The 19,340-nt window shown below is 37.8% G+C and carries 19 protein-coding genes; 11 read left to right on the top strand and 8 right to left on the bottom strand.

What is annotated here, in order from left to right; translation table 11 throughout:
- Positions 1–528: 528 nt before the first annotated feature.
- Positions 529–1,503, bottom strand: coding sequence for a toxin-antitoxin system YwqK family antitoxin (locus tag EGI31_RS18400; RefSeq protein WP_255038616.1), 975 nt, complete (start codon positions 1,501–1,503; stop codon positions 529–531).
- Between the two features lie 67 nt (positions 1,504–1,570).
- Between EGI31_RS18400 and EGI31_RS18395 the strand changes: the two genes are divergently transcribed.
- From EGI31_RS18395 to EGI31_RS18375, 5 genes are all read left to right on the top strand, one after another.
- A complete protein-coding gene (locus EGI31_RS18395) occupies positions 1,571–2,500 on the top strand; it encodes a GDP-L-fucose synthase family protein (protein WP_255038615.1) in 930 nt (309 codons plus the stop codon).
- Between the two features lies 1 nt (position 2,501).
- Positions 2,502–3,230 carry an SAM-dependent methyltransferase gene (locus EGI31_RS18390; RefSeq protein WP_255038614.1) on the top strand — a complete coding sequence of 243 codons (729 nt, stop codon included), beginning with the start codon at positions 2,502–2,504 and terminating at the stop codon, positions 3,228–3,230.
- A 1-nt stretch (position 3,231) separates the two neighbouring features.
- Positions 3,232–3,897, top strand: a complete 666-nt coding sequence (locus EGI31_RS18385; RefSeq protein WP_255038613.1) for a TVP38/TMEM64 family protein — start codon at positions 3,232–3,234, stop codon at positions 3,895–3,897.
- Positions 3,898–3,900: 3 nt separating this feature from the next.
- Positions 3,901–5,256 carry a deoxyguanosinetriphosphate triphosphohydrolase gene (locus tag EGI31_RS18380; RefSeq protein WP_255038612.1) on the top strand — a complete coding sequence of 452 codons (1,356 nt, stop codon included), beginning with the start codon at positions 3,901–3,903 and terminating at the stop codon, positions 5,254–5,256.
- 335 nt (positions 5,257–5,591) lie between these two features.
- Positions 5,592–6,728: an ATP-binding protein gene (locus tag EGI31_RS18375; RefSeq protein WP_255038611.1), complete on the top strand. Its 1,137-nt coding sequence runs from the start codon at positions 5,592–5,594 to the stop codon at positions 6,726–6,728.
- Positions 6,729–6,816: 88 nt separating this feature from the next.
- Here EGI31_RS18375 and EGI31_RS18370 read toward each other — a convergent pair whose 3' ends face one another.
- Positions 6,817–7,122 carry an isoamylase early set domain-containing protein gene (locus EGI31_RS18370; protein WP_255038610.1) on the bottom strand — a complete coding sequence of 102 codons (306 nt, stop codon included), beginning with the start codon at positions 7,120–7,122 and terminating at the stop codon, positions 6,817–6,819.
- A 250-nt stretch (positions 7,123–7,372) separates the two neighbouring features.
- Here EGI31_RS18370 and EGI31_RS18365 point away from each other — a divergent pair, with 250 nt between their 5' ends.
- Positions 7,373–9,772 (top strand): penicillin acylase family protein, encoded by a 2,400-nt coding sequence (locus tag EGI31_RS18365; protein WP_255038609.1) that lies wholly within the window; start codon positions 7,373–7,375, stop codon positions 9,770–9,772.
- Positions 9,773–9,903: 131 nt separating this feature from the next.
- Here the strand turns inward: EGI31_RS18365 and EGI31_RS18360 are convergent, their stop codons facing one another.
- Together EGI31_RS18360 and EGI31_RS18355 are read right to left on the bottom strand one after the other, a co-directional pair.
- Positions 9,904–11,046 (bottom strand): cysteine desulfurase family protein, encoded by a 1,143-nt coding sequence (locus EGI31_RS18360; protein ID WP_255038608.1) that lies wholly within the window; start codon positions 11,044–11,046, stop codon positions 9,904–9,906.
- Between the two features lie 51 nt (positions 11,047–11,097).
- Positions 11,098–11,550 (bottom strand): Lrp/AsnC family transcriptional regulator, encoded by a 453-nt coding sequence (locus tag EGI31_RS18355; RefSeq protein WP_255038607.1) that lies wholly within the window; start codon positions 11,548–11,550, stop codon positions 11,098–11,100.
- Positions 11,551–11,686: 136 nt separating this feature from the next.
- Here EGI31_RS18355 and rocD point away from each other — a divergent pair, with 136 nt between their 5' ends.
- From rocD to EGI31_RS18340, 3 genes are all read left to right on the top strand, one after another.
- Positions 11,687–12,928 carry an ornithine--oxo-acid transaminase gene (gene rocD / locus EGI31_RS18350; RefSeq protein WP_255038606.1) on the top strand — a complete coding sequence of 414 codons (1,242 nt, stop codon included), beginning with the start codon at positions 11,687–11,689 and terminating at the stop codon, positions 12,926–12,928.
- A gap of 149 nt (positions 12,929–13,077) precedes the next feature.
- A complete protein-coding gene (locus tag EGI31_RS18345; RefSeq protein WP_255038604.1) occupies positions 13,078–14,349 on the top strand; it encodes a DUF5690 family protein in 1,272 nt (423 codons plus the stop codon).
- A 65-nt stretch (positions 14,350–14,414) separates the two neighbouring features.
- Positions 14,415–15,374, top strand: a complete 960-nt coding sequence (locus EGI31_RS18340) for a sugar phosphate isomerase/epimerase family protein (RefSeq protein ID WP_255038603.1) — start codon at positions 14,415–14,417, stop codon at positions 15,372–15,374.
- Positions 15,375–15,460: 86 nt separating this feature from the next.
- Here EGI31_RS18340 and ftsY read toward each other — a convergent pair whose 3' ends face one another.
- The 4 genes from ftsY to rpmG form a co-directional block, all read right to left on the bottom strand.
- Positions 15,461–16,417: a signal recognition particle-docking protein FtsY gene (gene ftsY, locus EGI31_RS18335; RefSeq protein ID WP_255038602.1), complete on the bottom strand. Its 957-nt coding sequence runs from the start codon at positions 16,415–16,417 to the stop codon at positions 15,461–15,463.
- Between the two features lie 88 nt (positions 16,418–16,505).
- Positions 16,506–16,901: an acyl-CoA thioesterase gene (locus EGI31_RS18330; protein ID WP_255038601.1), complete on the bottom strand. Its 396-nt coding sequence runs from the start codon at positions 16,899–16,901 to the stop codon at positions 16,506–16,508.
- 177 nt (positions 16,902–17,078) lie between these two features.
- Positions 17,079–17,231 (bottom strand): DUF4295 domain-containing protein, encoded by a 153-nt coding sequence (locus tag EGI31_RS18325; RefSeq protein WP_255038600.1) that lies wholly within the window; start codon positions 17,229–17,231, stop codon positions 17,079–17,081.
- 58 nt (positions 17,232–17,289) lie between these two features.
- Positions 17,290–17,472 carry a 50S ribosomal protein L33 gene (gene rpmG, locus EGI31_RS18320; protein ID WP_255038599.1) on the bottom strand — a complete coding sequence of 61 codons (183 nt, stop codon included), beginning with the start codon at positions 17,470–17,472 and terminating at the stop codon, positions 17,290–17,292.
- A 167-nt stretch (positions 17,473–17,639) separates the two neighbouring features.
- Between rpmG and EGI31_RS18315 the strand changes: the two genes are divergently transcribed.
- Together EGI31_RS18315 and EGI31_RS18310 are read left to right on the top strand one after the other, a co-directional pair.
- Complete coding sequence (locus EGI31_RS18315; protein ID WP_255038598.1) at positions 17,640–18,641, top strand: NADP-dependent oxidoreductase; 1,002 nt, start codon at positions 17,640–17,642, stop codon at positions 18,639–18,641.
- A gap of 46 nt (positions 18,642–18,687) precedes the next feature.
- Positions 18,688–19,311, top strand: coding sequence for a hypothetical protein (locus EGI31_RS18310; protein WP_255038597.1), 624 nt, complete (start codon positions 18,688–18,690; stop codon positions 19,309–19,311).
- Positions 19,312–19,340 lie beyond the last annotated feature (29 nt).

The following is a 19,340-nucleotide window of genomic DNA, read 5'->3' as shown; positions in this document are numbered from 1 at the left end:
AGGCCATTTTTAAGTTCAGGAGTATTCTATTTTTAACAAGAAGAAAATGAAGAGTTTAAGCAAATGAAGCTCTTAATGTCCTTCATTTCTTAATTCCTTCATGTTAGATATCAATTTCGCTTTTACAAGAGAAAAATAGCGAAACACTCGCAAGTAGAATTAATAATCTTTTCATTGATGATTTTCTTTGGTTTACAAAGAAATACAGAAATCTCGAATAAGTTTATTTTTTTGTTGAAAATGAAGTAGTGGTTTTTAATATGAAGAAAATGAAGAGTTTAAGCAAATGAAGCTCTTAATGTCCTTCATTTCTTAATTCCTTCATGTTAGATATTAATTTCTATTTTTAACAAGAAGAAAATGAAGAGTTTAAGCAAATGAAGCTCTTAATGTCCTTCATTTCTTAATTCCTTCATGTTAGATATCAATTTCAATTTTTAACAAGAAGAAAATGAAGATTTTAAGTAAATGAAGACTTGAATAACTTATGTCTTGATGCCTTTGTGCCTCAATACCATAACAAAAACCTCATTTCGGAGCAGTACTATCATAAATCAACTTGCCATCTGCACTATATTCTTGCATAACGAAAGGCTCAGAATTGTCAAAAATATCTTTCGGGTACTGCGTCACTTTCTTCCTACGGTTGCCCCCAGGGTAAAACTCAACCCAACGTCCAACTTTCTTACCTTCATCAAAGTGTCCTTCTTCGGCAGTGGTACCATCCTCATAAAATTTCCAATAAGCACCAGTAATTTTTCCATAAATTTTAGGTGTTATTTCTTTTATCTTGATACTGTCAGCGTCATAAAAGGTAATTTCCGACTCCTTATAAAATCCTTTGTCGTAATACTCCTTATTCAAAAGGTTGAAGTCTTTGTCATACTCCAGCCAGCGGCCATGCTTTGCACCTAAATAATAAAATCCCTCCCTCACGAGCGTTTCTCCACGATACTCTTTGAAGGGGCCGTGCAATAAAACGTTGGTTTTGGTGTCACGCGTCAATGCCTCCACAAACTTCTTGTTCTTATCATCAAACCAAGTCAAGGTTCTGTGGTAGGGACTCGGTTTCTGATAAGTTTTCAAAACATAAAACTCTTGATACACCAATCTGCTACCAGAACCTCTTTTAAAAACCCTTTTGTCGATGGCTATTTTCTCAAAACTCTTTCCGTCAAAAACCTCCGCCTTGGCCTTAGCTAAAGCTTTTTTGGCTTTCTTACTTTTGGCTTTTACATCGCTTGATAAGTTGGGGATTGTTTCATTCAAAAACTTCTTGGCGTCTTCTACTGAGCTTATTTTGTTATCTCCGGGGAGATTTACATTAGCTTTTGGTAAGTTTACATCTAGCGGCACCACGTCCTCAATTCTTTCCTCCAAGGTCATTTTTTTCCGCTCCGCTTTTCTTTCCGCCTTGGTTTTGGGCTTCGGAATGATGTCCTGAGCAATAGCATGGGACACATATCCAAGCAGTAAAATGTATAAGAATAGAATTCGTTTCATTATAAGATACCTGTGTAGTACTTTTGTGAACAATTTGAATTTTCAAAACGTAAATTTCAACAAAAAATTGGAAATATCCGATAAAATATATGTAGCTGGCCACAACGGAATGGTGGGTTCGGCTATAGTCAGGAAACTGAAAAGTTTAGGTTTTACAAATTTCTTGCTCAGAACTTCAAAAGAATTAGACCTTACTCAACAAACTGAAGTTTTGGAGTTTTTGGAGACCGAAAAACCAGCCTACGTTTTTTTGGCAGCGGCCAAAGTGGGAGGAATAGTAGCCAACAATACCTATAGAGGGCAGTTTTTGTACGAAAACTTGCAGATTCAAAATAACGTGATTCATGGATCCTATTTGGCTGGGGTAAAAAAACTTATGTTTCTGGGTTCATCGTGTATTTACCCTAAACTTGCCCCGCAACCATTAAGAGAGGATTATCTACTGACAGGTCTTCTAGAACCTACCAACGAACCTTATGCCATTGCCAAAATAGCAGGCATAAAAATGTGTGAGGCTTACAGAGACCAATATGGCTGTAACTTTATTTCGGTGATGCCAACCAATCTTTATGGCCCAAATGACAACTACGACCTCAACAATTCGCACGTTCTACCTGCCATGATTCGTAAGTTTCATGAAGCAAAACTCGAGAACAAATCGAGTGTTGAACTCTGGGGAACGGGTTCACCTATGCGTGAATTTTTACATGCCGACGATTTGGCCGAAGCCTGTGTTTACCTGATGGAAAACTACAACGATAGCACCTTGGTAAACATCGGGACTGGAGTGGATGTGACCATCAAAGAATTAGCCGAAACCATCAAAAACGAAGTGGGTTATGAAGGTGAAATAATATGGAATACTGAAAAACCTGACGGCACACCACGCAAACTGATGGACGTAAGTAAACTGAATAGCTTGGGCTGGAAACATTCTATCGAACTCAAAGACGGAATAGCCCTGGTGTATAAAGAATATAAAGCCCAGCACTCTTAATATGGCAGAGTGGTTTGCAGAATGGTTTGATACGCCTTTTTATCATATTCTATACAAAAGTAGAGGACAAAATGAGGCCCAAAGGTTTATTGATAACCTGTCTAGAAAACTTGATTTCAAGACCAACTGGCAATATTGCGACATGGCCTGCGGCAAAGGTCGTCATGCCATTTACCTCAACTCCAAAGGCTTTGATGTAGTAGGTTTGGATCTTTCGCCCAACAATATTTGGCATGCACAAGCCTATGAAAACGAACGACTTCAATTTCATGAGCATGATATTCGAGAGATATTTCAGCCTGAGTTTTTCGATGTCATGCTGAACCTCTTTACAAGCTTTGGTTACTTCGAAAATCAGGAAGAAAACCAAAAAGCCGTGGTAGCAATGGCACGAAATATAAAACCCGACGGAACCTTGGTGTTGGACTACATGAATAGTCGCAAGGCCATTGAGGGCTTCAACTCACATTATCAAAAGACGGTTGATAATATCACCTTCAATATCAACAAAAGAATAGAGTTTGGCTATATTTTCAAAAACATAAGTTTTGAAACTGAGGGTGACCAACATCAATATGAGGAAAGGGTAAAATTGCTTTTCTTGGAGGATTTTAGGCACTTTTTTGAAAAAGCAGATTTGACTTTGACAGCAGTTTATGGAGATTATGACCTCAATCCTTACCAAGACTTGGTTTCTGACAGAATGATAATGATTTGTAAAAAGAATTGATATGGAAACCTCCAAACTTCCGTCTATTCTGAGTTTTGTTGGTTTTACGTTGCTTCCTCTTTTTAGTACCTCATTGTTAAGCTATTATCTTCTTAAATACGAGTCAACGATTTCTACTTTTGGTGTTTTTGAATGGTTAGTTTTAACTTTAATTCTAACAATTGGGGCCACCATCGCACTTTGTCCTCCAACATTTTTGGCTATAGTTTTTGGATATTTCATGAGTTTTAAAGCTATCCCCTATCTGTTAATAATTAACTTCGGAGCGATATTTTTAATATATGTTTTTTATAAAGTATTAGATTTCAAATGGATAGATGCTTATTTTGAGAAAAATGAGAAAGTAAAAAACCTTCTGAAAAACATCAGGAATGATGAATTGAAAATCATATTTTTTGCTAAACTCTCTCCTATTTTGCCATTTGCTTTGACCAATCTCACCTTTGCTATATCGGGTGCAAAACTCAAAAACATACTACTTGGAGGTTTTGGAGGTATGCTACCAAGGACACTCTTGGCAGTGTATACAGGCAGTCAGGCCAAAGAAATACAAACACTCATACAAAACCCAAACGAAGGTCTTTTTTCTAAAATATTGGTACTTTTACTCATTATTGTGTCTGTTTGGGGCATTACACATTATTTTAGGAAAGCAATAAAAATGTAAAAAATGGATTGGCAAACACTATATTCTAACAAAAGACTGGGTTCGCAAAATACCCACGCCAGAGACGAAATAAGGGGCGACTATATGCGTGATTACGATCGCGTAATATTCTCTTCACAGTTTAGGCGTTTGCAAAACAAAACTCAAGTTTTCCCTTTGCCAGGAGCATTTTTTGTGCATAATCGCCTTACGCACAGCCTAGAAGTGGCCTCTGTTGGGCGTTCGCTTGGAAAAGCTGTGGGCGAACTTTTGGCCACCAAACATAAAGACAAATTTACCCCAAACGCCAACGATTTTTATAGATTTGAGCTTTCTGATGTTATTCAAACGGCTTGCCTTTCTCATGATATCGGCAACCCTCCTTTTGGACACTTTGGGGAAGAAGCCATTCGTACTTTTTTCAGTGATTTTTTTGTAAAAAATGAAGTAAGCAGTAACATCACCGAAAATCAAAAGCATGACCTGATAAAATTCGAAGGCAACGCAAATGCTTTTAGAATACTTACTACACTATTCCAAGAAGCGGGACTGAAACTGACTTATACTACCTTGGTTTCCATTATCAAATATCCTACAGACTCGGTTTCAGGATTCGACAAAAAATCTTTGGGTACCAAGAAATCTGGCTTTTTTGATTCTGAAATTACACATTATCAAGAGCTTGTGGAAGAGCTGGGCATTAAAAGACTTGACGATACGAAAAATGTCTATGCACGCCATCCCTATGTGTTTTTGGTAGAGGCAGCCGATGATATTTGTTACAGAATCATCGATTTGGAGGACGCCTTTAAGTTGCACGTCATTTCTTTTCAAGAAGCTCAGGATTTGCTTTTGCCTTTATTTATAAACGAGGCTAGCTATCTTTACATCACACAAAAACTGGAAACCATTGTCGACGAAAGTCAGAAACTTTCACTTTTAAGGGCGATGTTGGTAAACAACCTCACTCGAAAATGTACCCAAGTTTTCCTTGAAAACGAAGAAGCACTTTTGAACGGCACATTGAACAAATCTCTCATAGATTTGATAGACGAGTCTTCGATAGCTCAGTTGAAAAAAATAGACCAACTTTCGTTTCAGAAAATATACAATCATCCATCGGTCGTAGAAAAAGAATTGGCAGGATATCATGTTATTTATGGTCTTCTTGAAGATTTTGTAGGAGCATTGATGCAGCCCGATTTGGCTAAATCTCAAAAAATCCTACGATTAATCCCGAGCCAATTCTGTATTTCAAAAGAAAATACACTTTATCAAAACTTACTTTCCATCGTAGATTTCATCTCGGGCATGACAGACGTTTACGCCATGGATTTGTTCAGAAAACTCCGCGGTATTCAGACACCGGAGTTTGGTTAATGCTCAGCTTGGGCGAAGCCGAAACACAGTCAATTACATAGCCGAAATACGGTCACTGAGCAGAGCCGAAGTGACATTGCGGTAATTGTCTTCGACTCCGCTCAGACAACGGAGTGGTCTTTTAGGTGAAATTGATGGTGCATAATTGAGAATCCCTTTCCAATATAAAACTTAATTTCCAATCAAACATTCGTGCATTCGCAGTAGCATTATTCGATATTTTGGGAATTGAATCCTTAAAAATAGCGATATTTTGGGAATTGAATCCTTAAAAATAGCGATATTTTGGGAATTGAAATAACTTTTGAATAATTTTGGGTCAAAATCAAGGCGAAATGATAAAGAGAATTCTTGAAGAAAAACTTAAAAATAGGATAGATTTTAAGAAAGCAATCATCATACTTGGACCCAGACAAGTTGGTAAAACTACTTTAATCAAAAATCTGGCGAACAACATAAATGAGAAATATACCTATTTCAATGGCGACGAAATAGAAACTCAAAATCTTTGGAAACTAGAAAACATAAATTTTCTAAAACAAAGCTTTGGAAATCAAAAACTTATCTTGCTTGATGAAGCTCAAAGAATTGAAAACATTGACCTCATTTGCAAACTGATTATAGATGCCGAGGAAGGATATCAGCTAATCATCACCGGGTCCTCGTCACTGGATATAGCCAATCTTACCCAAGAACCATTAACGGGCCGCAAATGGGAATACAACCTTTACCCCATTTCGATAGAGGAGCTTTTACAACACACCAATTATCTAGAAATATTAAAAAACCTGAATAGCTATTTGGTATTCGGTACTTACCCCGAGGTGGTAAACCATCAAAAAGATGCTCAAGAAATTCTGAAAAACTTAACCAGCACCTATTTGTACAAAGACATTTTGGCATTAGTAAGCATAAAAAAACCACAGATACTAGAGAAAATCTTAACTGCACTGGCCTACCAAGTGGGAAACGAAGTGTCACTAAGCGAACTTTCACAAACGGCTGGAGCAGACGTAAAAACCATTGAAAGCTATATACACTTGCTAGAACAATCTTTTGTAATATACAGATTAGGTACGCTTAGTAGAAATTTACGAAACGAAATAAATAAAAAGAAGAAGGTGTTTTTTTATGATAATGGTATTCGGAATGCCTTAATTTCAAACTTCAGTCCCATAACTGCCAGAAACGATATTGGTGCACTTTGGGAGAACTTCTTGATAATGGAACGAAAAAAACTTCTCGCCTATCATGGCTTTTACGGAAAGACTTATTTTTGGAGAAACAAAGACAAAGCCGAAATTGATTACGTAGAGGAAATTGACGGAAAATTGTATGTGTTCGAATTCAAATGGAATCCTAAAGAGAAGGTGAAGTTTCCACCAATTTTTATGGAAAACTACAGACCGAAATCTTCCCAAATAATCAATAAAGAAAACTTTATGGCGTTTTTGACTGTCTATCCCTATTAGCAGAAAGAACAAATCCCGTTTAAACAAAAAAATAGCGACCAAATGATCGCTATTTTTAAAATCTATTCAACCTTAAATAAAAAACTTTTTATAACGCAACAACAGAGTTTAAATCTGCTGAAACTCCCGAAGGAACATATTTGTCAGCAGCGTCGTCGTTGATCCAGTTTTGGCCATCCACTAAGTAACGAAACTGAGTCTCTGTGCCTACCGGTAATTCTATTGTCGTTTTGTAATATCCATTTTTTTGTTTCTTCAACTGCGTTCCTTCTGAATCCCAATTGTTGAAATCTCCTAATAATAAAACCTGATTTCCCTGAACTTGTTCTGGAGCCAATTCAAAAGTCACTTTGCAAACTGGCTTCGATTTTAAAAACTGTTTAGCTAATGCCATAGGTAATTTTCGTTTGATTACATTGCAAATTTACTACTATAGTTTTTTTAAGTGTATGTTTATGAGTGCCTTAATTTTCATAATTCTTGAAAAAGTACAACAAAAATATTGATGTATTCAAATATTTCGACAAAAGAAACTTAAAAAGTTCTTAAAATTTCAAAATGTTCTCTTTTTCGATTTATCCAAATTTGCACTATACAATGAATTAATTTCATAATTTTGAACTATCATCCTTAAAACCAAATCAATGAAGACCTTCAAGAAAATAATTTTCTTTGCACTCGGCTTTATAATTCTCTTGGCCGCCAGTATTTATGGATATTTGGCCTATCTAAAACCCGATCTTAATGCTAACCTTTCATTGCCCGGCTTAAAATCTGAAGTAGAAGTTTTGTATGACAACCACGGCATTCCACATATTTATGCACAAAACGAAGAAGATCTTTTCTACTCATTCGGGTATGTACATGCCCAAGACAGATTGTTCCAAATGGAAGTACTCAGAAGATTGGCAGACGGCCGTCTTTCAGAATTGTTTGGAGAACCTGCTTTAGAAAGTGACAAGTTCTTCAGAACCTTAAGCTTCAGAGAACATGCCAAACTTACATTGGCCACCACTTACAAAGATCCTAATTCGCCATTCGTAAAAGCCGCCAAAGCGTACATAAAAGGTATAAATCAATACATCAAAAACGGTAAGACGCCAATTGAATTTACCATAGCGGGTATTCCGAAGACAGAATTCACCCTCGAGGATATGGAAATAATTGTTGGCTACATGGGCTATACTTTTGTGGGTGCTTTTGGTTCCGAAGCTGTTTCTACAGACATTATGAATAGACTCGGGCCAGATTATTTTAAAGATGTATTGACAGCATGGCCAGATTCTAACTACAAAATTCCGGTTCAAAGAAGTGCTTTGGCTGCTAAAAACTTAGCAATGATGCACAATCAATTGACCAAAATGAACCAAGATTTGGCTTTCCCGCCTTTTCATGGCTCCAATGGCTGGGTAATTTCTGGTAAAAAGACAAAATCGGGCAAACCGATATTAGCCAACGATACACACATTGCATTTTCACAACCATCCGTTTGGTACGAAGCCCATCTCGAATGCCCAACTTTCAAGATTTATGGTAATTTTTTGGCTGGAACTCCAGTTCCTGCTCTTGGCCACAACGACCAAGGAGGCTGGGGACTTACCATGTTTGAGAACGACGATGCCGATTTTTTCAAGGAAACCTTAAATCCTGCTAATCCAAATCAGGTAAAATATAAAGACACTTGGGAAAATATTAAAATCAGAAAAGAGATTATAAAAGTAAAAGACAAGTCGGATGTGGTCTTAGAAGTAAAGAAAACCAGACATGGATATTTACTGAATGGTGCTTTTAAAAACATAGAAACCATCAAAGACCCGATAGCCCTATGGTGGGTGTATCATCAGTTTCCATCGCAACATTTGAATGTTTTTTATAATATATGCAAGTCAAAAAATGCGGCTGATATGGCAAAGGCAGTCGCCCCGCTAACATCTCCAGGACTTAATTTTATGTGGGCCGACACCCAAGGAAATATTGCGTGGTGGGCAGCAGGCAAATTACCGATCAGACCTAAGCACGTTAATCCCCAAGTGATTTTAGATGGCTCTACCGGACTTGATGACCCACGAGGTTGGTATGACTTTAAACTAAATCCACAAATTCTAAACCCTGAAAGAGGAGCTTTGTACACGGCTAACAATCAACCAGATGATATGGGCAACGGCCTTGTTCCTGGCTATTACGTACCGGCCAATAGAGCAAAAAGAATTGAAGAATTGATTTTTACAGATAAAAATGATTGGACAGAGGAAGAGGTAAGAAAAGTAATCAACGATGTAAAAAGTAGCAGTTATCCAAGTATGATTAACAGCATTTTTGCTGGGTTAAACGACACAGAACTTCAAACCGGTGGAAAGGAACTAAAAACCATTCTGAACAAATGGGATGGTACTCATGAACTAGAAAACATAGAACCAACGGTGTTCTACAAGTTACTTTATAATATTTACAAATTGTCTTTTTTGGATGAACTTGGCCCTGATGTTTTTACCTCGTTCGAGCATAATTTTGCGATGAAAAGAAACACCGAATTTTTTCTTAAAAATCAAAATTCAAAATGGTGGGATAACATCAAAACCAATGAAAAAGAAACCAGAAAAGAAATAATCCTGAAAGCTATTAACCTTACCAATAAGGACTTAATAACCCAACTAGGCAATGAAAAAACTCAATGGAAATGGGGAAAAGTACACACCATAGAGCACAAGCATCCGCTTGGGATAGTACCTGTCATCGGCAAATGGTTTAATGTGGGTCCGATTCCCGTAAATGGCGGCAGAGAGACCATCAACAACCTTGACTTTCACATGGACTCTACAGGAACCTACAAAGTAGTTTATGGCCCAGCCTTACGTAGAATAATAGATTTTGGTAATCCAGAAGCCGCTCAAAGTGTAAATCCAACGGGACAAAGTGGTTATTTCATGAGCAAAAGATATGACGACCAAGCCGAAATGTTTGCCAAAGGAGGCAAAAGACCAGAACTCACCAATAGAAAAGATATCGAAAAGATGATTTACGGGAAGATGACTTTTAGGCCGTGAAATAAATTGTCTTGACTAGGATTTTTAGGATTGATAGGATTAAAGGATATTACTTATGAACTGCAAAAATGTTGATAACAATCATTTTTGAACTTTAAAAGAATCCTAGAATCTAAGAATCCTAATTCTGACTATTTACTCGCAAACAATCCCTCCAAAACTGCTACTGTTCTTACTATTTCTTCTTCAGTAGTGTATTTAGAAAACGAAAAACGGACATTGGCTCGATTTGGATCGGCTTTGAGAGCGTTCAATACATGCGAACCGAGGTTTGTACCACTTGAGCAAGCACTTCCGCCCGAACACGAAATACCTTCAATGTCAAGATTAAAAAGTAGCATTTCGTTGTCAGGATGTGGTGGAAAACTTACATTCAATACCGTATAAAGGCTGTTTTCAATATCTCCAGATGCTCCATTGAAAGTTATTCCCGAAATTTTTTCCTGTAGCAAATCCTTCATTTTACTTTTCAAACCTTTGATATGGTTTTTATGATTCTCGAGGTTTGCATTGGCTATTTCTAAAGCTTTGGCCAAGCCAATAATTCCATAAATATTTTCGGTACCTCCACGCATATTTCGCTCTTGAGCCCCTCCATGAATGAGCGGATTTATTTTTGAATTGGCATTGATATACAAAAATCCAACACCTTTTGGACCATGAAATTTATGAGCCCCAGCAACCACAAAATCTATAGGAAGTGCCTGCATATCAAACGTATAGTGTCCCATAGTCTGCACGGTATCCGAATGGAAAACAGCATTGTGTAGCTTCGCAATCTCTCCTACCCGATTGATATCCAACAAATTACCAATTTCATTATTTCCATGCATCAGCGATACCAAGGATTTTGGCTTATCTTTCAATATTCCACTGAGGCTATCAATGTCTAAATTTCCAGCAGCATCATTTTCTAAAAAAGTCAACTCTATTTTACCCAGTTTCGCCAGATTTTCTAGGGTGTGCAAAACCGCATGATGCTCCAGATGAGAAGTAACCGCATGTTTGACGCCTAAAGTTTCGACCGACTGAATGATGGCAGTGTTATCGGCCTCAGTTCCGCCTGAAGTGAAGAAAATTTCACCAGGGGAGGTATTCAAAATTGCCGCAACCGATTTCCTAGCAGTTTCTAAAGCCGACTTTACTTTTCTCCCATGCGAATGTATAGATGATGGATTGCCAAAGTGCTCTTTAAAATAAGGAAGCATAGTCTCGAAAACTTCTGGGTCAAGGGGTGTGGTGGCGGCGTTGTCAAGAAATATCTTTTTAGACATGATTTTGAAGATGAAATTTTGTGCAAAAGTACTTTTTTTAAGCAAAACGAATCACTCAATTGGTACATTTCTTTTAAATGCCCGTCCAAAATCTATGAGTGACTCGGTTTTCAACACACCCGGAATATGGTCAATTTTTTCGTACAAAACCTTCCGCATGTGCTCGCTATTTTTAGCTACTATCCTAATATACAGGGTATACTGTCCAGTAATATAATAACATTCCACCACCTCAGGAATTTCCTTGAGAGCATCAATGATAATCTCCGAATTACAATCTTCTTTCAGAATAATACCCGTAAAGGCACTCCATTCATAGCCCATTTTACGTTCGTCCAATTCGAGGGCCATTTTTTTAATAATACCTTCTGCCCGCATTCTATTCACCCGTTGATGCACCATGGTGTTCGAAATCTCCATTTTCTTAGCAATGTCAGAAAAAGGCTTTCTACCGTCTTTCTCTAATTCCTTCAGTATCAGTTTGTCGTATTCGTCCAATTCCATAATTTAAAAAATCAAATTTTCTATATAGTTTAAAAATAAAGTAATAATTTACTTTTTAAAACCAAAAATAAAAATTATTATCAACTTTTTGTAAATATAAAGAAATACCAACTTTTTTGTACAAAATATCAGAATTATGACAGCCGAAATCACCAAGACCGAATCGTTCATTGAACTCGAAGAAAAACATGGAGCCCACAATTACCACCCACTTCCAGTGGTACTGGAGCGTGGCGAAGGCCCTTTTGTTTGGGATGTAGAAGGAAAACGTTACTTTGATTTCCTATCTGCATATTCAGCTGTAAATCAAGGACATTGTCATCCAAGAATTATAAATGCACTTACAGAGCAAGCTAAAAAACTTACCTTAACGTCCCGGGCATTTCACAGTGCTTCATTAGGTGTTTTTGAAAAATATATCACGGAACTATTTGGCTACGACAAGGTTTTGATGATGAATACAGGCGTAGAAGCCGTGGAAACCTCTTTAAAACTTTGCCGTAAATGGGCGTATGAGAAAAAAGGTATTCCAGAAGGAAAAGCTAAAATATTGTTTGCAAGTCAAAACTTCCACGGACGTACTTTAGGGGTAATTTCAGCGTCTGTTGACCCTAGTAGCCGTACTGGTTTCGGGCCGTTTTTGCCTGGATTTGATGTAATCGAATACGACAACATTGAAGCTCTTGAAAATGCATTAATTTCAGATCCTTTTGTGGCGGGCTTTATCGTAGAACCTATTCAAGGCGAAGCAGGTGTAAAAGTTCCTGCAAAAGGCTACCTGAAAGAGGCAGCTAAACTTTGTAAGGCCGCAAATGTCCTATTTATAGCTGATGAAATTCAAACTGGGATTGCTAGAACTGGTAGAATGCTTTGTGTTGACCATGAAGAGGTTAGGCCTGATATTGTTATTCTTGGAAAAGCTCTTTCTGGCGGTGTACTACCTGTTTCAGCTGTTCTGGCAGATGACCACATAATGCTATGTATAAAACCGGGTGAACATGGTTCTACTTATGGTGGCAATCCTCTTGCATGCGAAGTTGCCAAAGAAGCACTTCAAGTAGTTTTGGATGAAAAATTGGCTGAAAAAGCTGAATTTTTAGGAGAAATTTTCAGGTCCGAACTCAATAAATACATTGAGAATAGCTCAATTGTGACGCTTGTAAGAGGAAAAGGACTTCTAAATGCCATTGAAGTAAACACCACCGAAGATTCAGAGCTGGCTTGGAATATTTGTTTGCTTTTAAAAGAAAACGGACTTTTGGCTAAGCCTACTCATGGAAATAAAATACGATTTGCACCGCCATTGGTGATTTCTGAAGAACAAATACAAGAGTGTGTGGCTATTATTACGAATACGATTTCTACATTTGAGATATGATGTGCGTTTTTCGTAACACGAATTTTCAAATCGTGGGAAATTGATTCCATTGAATGCTGAAATCTTTATTTTTGAGCGATTTGAAAAATCGCTTTACATTTTGAACAGAGCAGAAATTTTCATAATTTGAAGATTCAAAAACCTTAAAATTGCTCTCAAAACGAATTTCAAACCTTCCCAACTCAGTTCAAACGCTCATTGCAGCAGTAGCAGCATTTTGTACTTATTTGTGCTTTTACCCCTTTCGTAGAGCCTACACTGCTGCTACTTTTGAGGAATTATATTTCTGGGGCATACATTTTAAGATACTTATAATCACTGCTCAAGTATTGGGTTTTGCAGTTTCGAAAGGCATTGGCGTAAAGATTGTTTCAGAAATGAAACCTGAAAATAGAGCCAAAGGATTGTTACTTTTCACGGGACTTTCTTGGATTTGTATGCTGTTTTTTGGACTGACTCCAGCTCCCTACAATCTAATTTTTGTTTTTCTGGGAAGTTTACCCCTAGGTTTGTTTTACGGAGTTATTCTTGGTTTTTTAGAGGGACGAAAAAGTACCGATTTGCTTGTGGCCGCACTCACGGCATCTTTTATTATTGGCTCTGGCTTTGCAAAAAGCATTGGAAAATGGGTTTTGAACAGTTTTGACGTGTCCGAATTCCTTATGCCTTTTGTGGCAGATTCTATTATGTACATTCCTTTGGCTATTTCAGTTTGGTTTTTGGCTCAAATCCCCAGACCCAGCGAAGCCGACAAACATGACCGAGTAGAAAGGCTTCCTATGAACAAAAATGACCGAAAAGCCTTCAGAAAGGAATTCGGAATAGGTTTGGTCTTATTTATTGTATCCTATGTTTTACTCACGGCTTATCGCGAATTTAGAGACAATTTCATGCCTGAAATTCTCCAAGAATTGGGCTATGGTGGTCAAACTGCACTTTTTACCAAAACCGAAATACCGATAGCAATCGTAGTCCTATTGCTGATGGCCTCTATGCGATGGATTAAAAATCACGCAAAAGCCTTTTTGGTAATTCAAAGTTTACTTTTACTGGGTGCTATCATCATCGGTGTTTCCACCATGTTATTTCAGATGCAAATCATCAATCCTATCCTTTGGCTTATAAGTGTGGGTTTTGGAGCGTATGTGGCTTATTCTATGTGCAATAGTATATATTTTGAACGTATGTTAGCTGCCTTCAAATACGCCGGAACAGTAGGATTTATGATAACATTGGCAGACTATTATGCTTATTTTGGAAGTTTGTTAGTACTTTTCTACAAAAACTTTTTCCAGAATAAAACTACCAATGTAAACTTCTTCATTTATGGCTCTTACGCTTTGGCGGTTTCCTATTTTCTGATGGTTTTAGTTTCAATGTTCTACTTTAAAAAGAAAGCCGCACAAACTGCAAAACAATAGGATGAGTGATTTACGTTTTCTCAACTATATTTGTATTATTATCATCAAAATTCAATCTTAATTTCATGAAAAAAATCATTCTTAGTCTATTTTTAGGCACTGCTACGCTAGTGGGTTGCAAGTCAGAAACCGAACAAAAACCTGATTTAAATATCTCATTGGCACAATGGTCGCTCCACAAAAGCTTTTTTGGAAATGCTCTCAATGGCGACTGGGCAGCTTTTGGAAGACTTTTGAAAGAAAACCCAGACTCTCTTTTACAAGGAAAACTACACCCCGACGATTTCCCGAAAATAGCAGCTGGATACGGTGTAAATACCATAGAACTGGTGAATACTTTCTATTTCTCTAAAGCCAAAGACATGGCATACTGGGAAGGTTTCAAAAAGAAATGTGACGATGCCGGCGTAAAAGTGGGTTTAATTATGTGTGATGCCTTAGGAGACTTGGGCAATGCCGATTCTGTAGAAAGACAAAAAGCCGTCGAAAATCATTACGATTGGGTTAAAATAGCCAAATATTTAGGAGCAGCCACAATCAGAGTAAATGCTGCCGGAACAGGAACCGCTGAAGAAGTGGCCAAAAATGCAGCAGATGGCCTTAAAAAATTGGGCGAATTTGCAGCAAAAGAAGGAATCAATGTAGTTGTTGAAAATCATGGTGGGTATTCTTCAGACGGCTCTTGGTTAGCGGGTGTTATGAAAACCGTCAATATGGAAAACGTAGGAACACTTCCAGATTTTGGCAACTTCTGCATTGAAAGAGGCCCCGATGGATGCCTAAAAGAATATGACAGATACAAAGGAATAGCCGAACTGATGCCATATGCCAAAGGCGTAAGTGCAAAAACACACGTATTCGGAAAAGATGGTAACGAGTCAGAAATGGATTACGCCAGAATCATGAAAATAGTTACAGACGCTGGCTTTAAAGGCAATATCGGCATAGAGTTCGAAGGCACAGAACTATCAGAAGATGAAGGCATAAAAGCAACTAAGGCACTGATTGAGAAGCTATTAAAATAATTTATTCTCTATAGTAAATAATAGTAGTAAACAAAAAAGCGGATTCAGAATCCGCTTTTTTGTTGGTTAATATATAAAAACGACATCTATTTCTTAAACAAAGAGTCCACAAAGGCCACTTTATTAAATACCTGCAAGTCCTCCATTTTTTCGCCCACACCAATGTATTTTACTGGTATCTTAAATTCATCTGAAATACCTATAACAACACCACCTTTAGCAGTTCCATCTAATTTCGTAATGGTCAATGAATTAACTTCAGTTACTTTGGTAAATTCTCTGGCCTGAATTACGGCATTTTGGCCGGTGCTACCATCCAAAACCAACATTACCTCGTGAGGAGCTTCAGGAAGAATCTTTTGCATCACACGTTTTATCTTACCCAACTCATTCATTAAGTTAACTTTGGTATGCAATCTACCCGCTGTATCAATAATTATTACGTCTGCCCCTTTTTCTACACCCACTTTAATGGCATCATAAGCTACTGAAGATGGGTCGGTATTCATGCCATGGTCTATCACCTCCACGCCTACTCTTGTTCCCCAAAGTTTAAGTTGGTCCACAGCCGCAGCTCTAAAAGTATCTGCAGCACCAAGCACCACTTTTTTACCGTTTTTTTGAAAATTATGAGCCAATTTCCCGATAGTTGTAGTTTTTCCGACACCGTTCACTCCCACCACCATCAACACAAAAGGTTTTGGTAAATTTTCGGTTTCGAAGCTATTTTGCACATCTTGAGAATTATTTTCTTGCAAAAGTTCAGCAATTTCCTCTCTAAGAATCACATCCAACTCGGCAGTATTCGTAAATTTATCTCTAGCCACCCGAGCCTCAATACGTTTGATGATTTTTATAGTTGTATCCACACCCACATCAGAACTTATCAAAATTTCCTCAAGTTCATCCAAGACCTCTTCATCAACCGTAGATTTACCCACAATTGCCTTTGAAATCTTATCGAAAATACTGGTTTTGGATTTTTCCAGACCTTTGTCGAGTGTTTCCTTTTTTTCCTTACTAAAAAAATCAAATAAGCCCATTTATCAGAGATTGAGTGTTGTACGCAAATTTATCAAATAAATTCCGTTTGTTGGTATTTAGTTTCTTATAGCATGTAGAAATTACTGGTCACTCCCCAAAATACCTCTCCCACAAATCAGAAGGAACACGCTTAGGTCGCATAGAAATAGGATCTAATGCAACCCAGAGTGTGCGGGCTTTTACAAGTAGAATATCGTCTTTGTAGATTTCATAATGGCGATCTGATGTAACACCAGAAAAATTATCGACCCACGTTTTGACAATTATTTCGTCTTTTAAGAAAGCAGGCTTGAAATATTCAATTTCGTGCTTTTTTACTACCCATCGCATACTATCGGATATTTCTGAAGGCACTGAAGTGTACCAATGAGCCATAGCCGCTTGCTGTAAATAATTGAAATACACCACATTATTCACATGATTCAGCTCATCAATATCAGCCTCAGCAACTTTTACAATATGTTGGTATATTCTGGGTTTCACTTCTTTAAAAAACTAATTACTCAGCACTCAGTATTCTGCACTCACAACTCGGTACTCACAACTCGGCACAAGTGTCTTCGGCTCCGCTCAGCCACCACATTGAGAAATAAAATGTTATACAAAACAAAAAGCCTTAACCGAAACGGCAAGGCTTTCATAAATATCTTTGAAAACTTATTATTTTAAAGCTTCAGCGATGTTGTCAACAGCAACCATCTCTTCTTTAAATGAATAAGCACCAGTTTTGTCTGATTTTACAGCTTTGATAACTTTCGCAAAACTCTTCAACGCTGATTTATCCCTAAGGGTCGCAACTACTTTCTTTGCCATTGTATTTTTATGTTAAATGTTTGATGTTCGACTTTGGCCGCGGCCATTTTCAAACAAATTACTTGATTTCTTTGTGTACTGTAACTTTTTTCAATACCGGATTGTACTTCTTCAACTCCAAACGCGACGTAGTATTCTTACGGTTTTTGGTAGTGATGTATCTCGACATTCCTGGCTGACCTGTGGTCTTGTGCTCGGTACATTCTAATATAACCTGAACTCTATTTCCTTTCTTTGCCATTATTATAAAATATTATCTTTTTTCTAAATCGGGCTGCAAAGATATTAATTTTTTTCTTTTTACAAAAACCTTTATCTAAATTATTTACGATAAAAAACAGAATCGTTTTAAAACTGTACTTTTCTCAGTAAAAATTGTTATGCTTGCATTCAAAATCAACGAAACCGATGCAAAACACCCGAATAATACTTAACCAAAGGCCATTAGGCACCCCTACCTCAGAATGTTGGAAAATAGAAACCATGGCCGTTCCTGAAATAGCAGAAGGCGAGGTATTGGTCAAAACCAAATACATTTCTATAGACCCAGCCATGAGAGGCTGGATGAACGACTCCAAAAGCTATATAAAACCGGTTGAGTTGGGAGATACGATGCGTGCCTTGGCCATTGCCGAGGTGGTGGCTTCAAAAAATCCCAAATATCATGTTGGGGAGTTTGTGAGTACTGCCACTGGCGTACAGGAATATGCAATCTCTGAAGGAAAGGACTTTGTAAAAGTTGATCCAAAAATTTTCCCTTTGCCGGCCTATCTAGGTACCTTGGGTATGTCGGGTCTCACGGCTTATTTTGGTTTGCTAGATACGGGCCAGCCTAAAGAAGGCGAAACAGTAGTGGTTTCAGGAGCCGCGGGAGCAGTGGGAAGTGTGGTTGGTCAAATAGCCAAAATAAAAGGATGTAAAGTGGTGGGCATTGCTGGTGGGCAAGATAAATGTGATTATGTGGTAAACCAACTGGGATTTGATGCTTGCATAGACTATAAAGCAGGAAACCTAAGAAAAAACCTCAAAGAGGTTTGTGCGGACGGCGTAGATGTTTATTTTGACAATGTGGGTGGCGAAATATTAGATACCGTTTTGACGCTAATCAACAAAAAAGCCCGTATAGTTATTTGTGGGGCTATTTCACAATATAATGCTACCAAGCCAGAAGGACCAAAAAACTACCTCTCATTGCTGGTCAACCGAGCTAGAATGGAGGGAATCGTGGTCTTCGACAATGCCGCTCGGTATGGCGAAGCAGCCAAAGAAATGGCAGGGTGGATATTGGAAGGTAAACTTAATGCCAATTTTCAGGTAGAAAAAGGCGGCATAAAAGCATTCCCAGAGACACTTATGAAGCTTTTTGCGGGAGAAAACACAGGCAAAATGGTTTTGGAGGTAGATGCATAATTTGGTGGCATAAAACGTTATATATTCACAAAATAAAAAATCAGAAATGAACACTTTTTTAAAACTCGGGGCCGCTTTTTTGATTATTTTTAATATAATAGGCTGCAAAACCAATCAGAGTTTTTTAGCAGAAAACGCCAACTCAGCTCTCCAAATGCACAGAAGAGTAGCGGTATTGCCACTAAAAGTTACTTTTAATGAAGAATACAAATCTATCAGTAGAGGTAGAGGACAAGGAAACTGGCCCGAGCAGGAGCGAATTGCAGGCCTAGACCTACAAAAAACTACCTTCAATTTACTTGCAAGGAGAGCCGAGAAAAAAAAATGGGGTATAACAGTTCAAGATTTTTTAACTACCAACAGAACACTCCAGTCGGAAAACATTAGGTTTTCAGAATTGAAATCAATTGATAAAGGCAAACTTGCTCGCTTATTGGGTGTTGATGCCGTCATTTGGGGCGAAACCGAAATGCAGTTTTCGATGAGAAATTTTGCTGGCCGCAACGGCATGAATACCCAACTCCAACTTATAGATGCAGACTCTGGCGGACTACTTTGGCAAAATCAGAGCTTTCAAGATATCAGTAACAGAATGGACTCTCCCCAGGACTTAGCAGTACGAGCCGTTCAGAACCTAATTGGAGCTTTACCCTACCAAGCACAAAAGTAAAGAATCTTGAAAAATTCATTTGCAAATGT

The organism is Lacihabitans soyangensis (assembly GCF_024343775.1).
Lineage (GTDB): Bacteria > Bacteroidota > Bacteroidia > Cytophagales > Spirosomataceae > Leadbetterella > Leadbetterella soyangensis.
This window is presented reverse-complemented; position numbering and strand designations above follow the sequence as displayed.

Excerpts from the sequence above, each read along its gene's own strand:
- EGI31_RS18400 (WP_255038616.1), bottom strand. The coding sequence starts at position 1,503 with ATGAAACGAATTCTATTCTTATACATTTTACTGCTTGGATATGTGTCC.
- EGI31_RS18390 (WP_255038614.1), top strand. The coding sequence starts at position 2,502 with ATGGCAGAGTGGTTTGCAGAATGGTTTGATACGCCTTTTTATCATATT.
- EGI31_RS18385 (WP_255038613.1), top strand. The coding sequence starts at position 3,232 with ATGGAAACCTCCAAACTTCCGTCTATTCTGAGTTTTGTTGGTTTTACG.
- EGI31_RS18380 (WP_255038612.1), top strand. The coding sequence starts at position 3,901 with ATGGATTGGCAAACACTATATTCTAACAAAAGACTGGGTTCGCAAAAT.
- EGI31_RS18375 (WP_255038611.1), top strand. The coding sequence starts at position 5,592 with ATGATAAAGAGAATTCTTGAAGAAAAACTTAAAAATAGGATAGATTTT.
- EGI31_RS18370 (WP_255038610.1), bottom strand. The coding sequence starts at position 7,122 with ATGGCATTAGCTAAACAGTTTTTAAAATCGAAGCCAGTTTGCAAAGTG.
- EGI31_RS18365 (WP_255038609.1), top strand. The coding sequence starts at position 7,373 with ATGAAGACCTTCAAGAAAATAATTTTCTTTGCACTCGGCTTTATAATT.
- EGI31_RS18360 (WP_255038608.1), bottom strand. The coding sequence starts at position 11,046 with ATGTCTAAAAAGATATTTCTTGACAACGCCGCCACCACACCCCTTGAC.
- EGI31_RS18355 (WP_255038607.1), bottom strand. The coding sequence starts at position 11,550 with ATGGAATTGGACGAATACGACAAACTGATACTGAAGGAATTAGAGAAA.
- rocD (WP_255038606.1), top strand. The coding sequence starts at position 11,687 with ATGACAGCCGAAATCACCAAGACCGAATCGTTCATTGAACTCGAAGAA.
- EGI31_RS18340 (WP_255038603.1), top strand. The coding sequence starts at position 14,415 with ATGAAAAAAATCATTCTTAGTCTATTTTTAGGCACTGCTACGCTAGTG.
- ftsY (WP_255038602.1), bottom strand. The coding sequence starts at position 16,417 with ATGGGCTTATTTGATTTTTTTAGTAAGGAAAAAAAGGAAACACTCGAC.
- EGI31_RS18325 (WP_255038600.1), bottom strand. The coding sequence starts at position 17,231 with ATGGCAAAGAAAGTAGTTGCGACCCTTAGGGATAAATCAGCGTTGAAG.
- rpmG (WP_255038599.1), bottom strand. The coding sequence starts at position 17,472 with ATGGCAAAGAAAGGAAATAGAGTTCAGGTTATATTAGAATGTACCGAG.
- EGI31_RS18315 (WP_255038598.1), top strand. The coding sequence starts at position 17,640 with ATGCAAAACACCCGAATAATACTTAACCAAAGGCCATTAGGCACCCCT.
- EGI31_RS18310 (WP_255038597.1), top strand. The coding sequence starts at position 18,688 with ATGAACACTTTTTTAAAACTCGGGGCCGCTTTTTTGATTATTTTTAAT.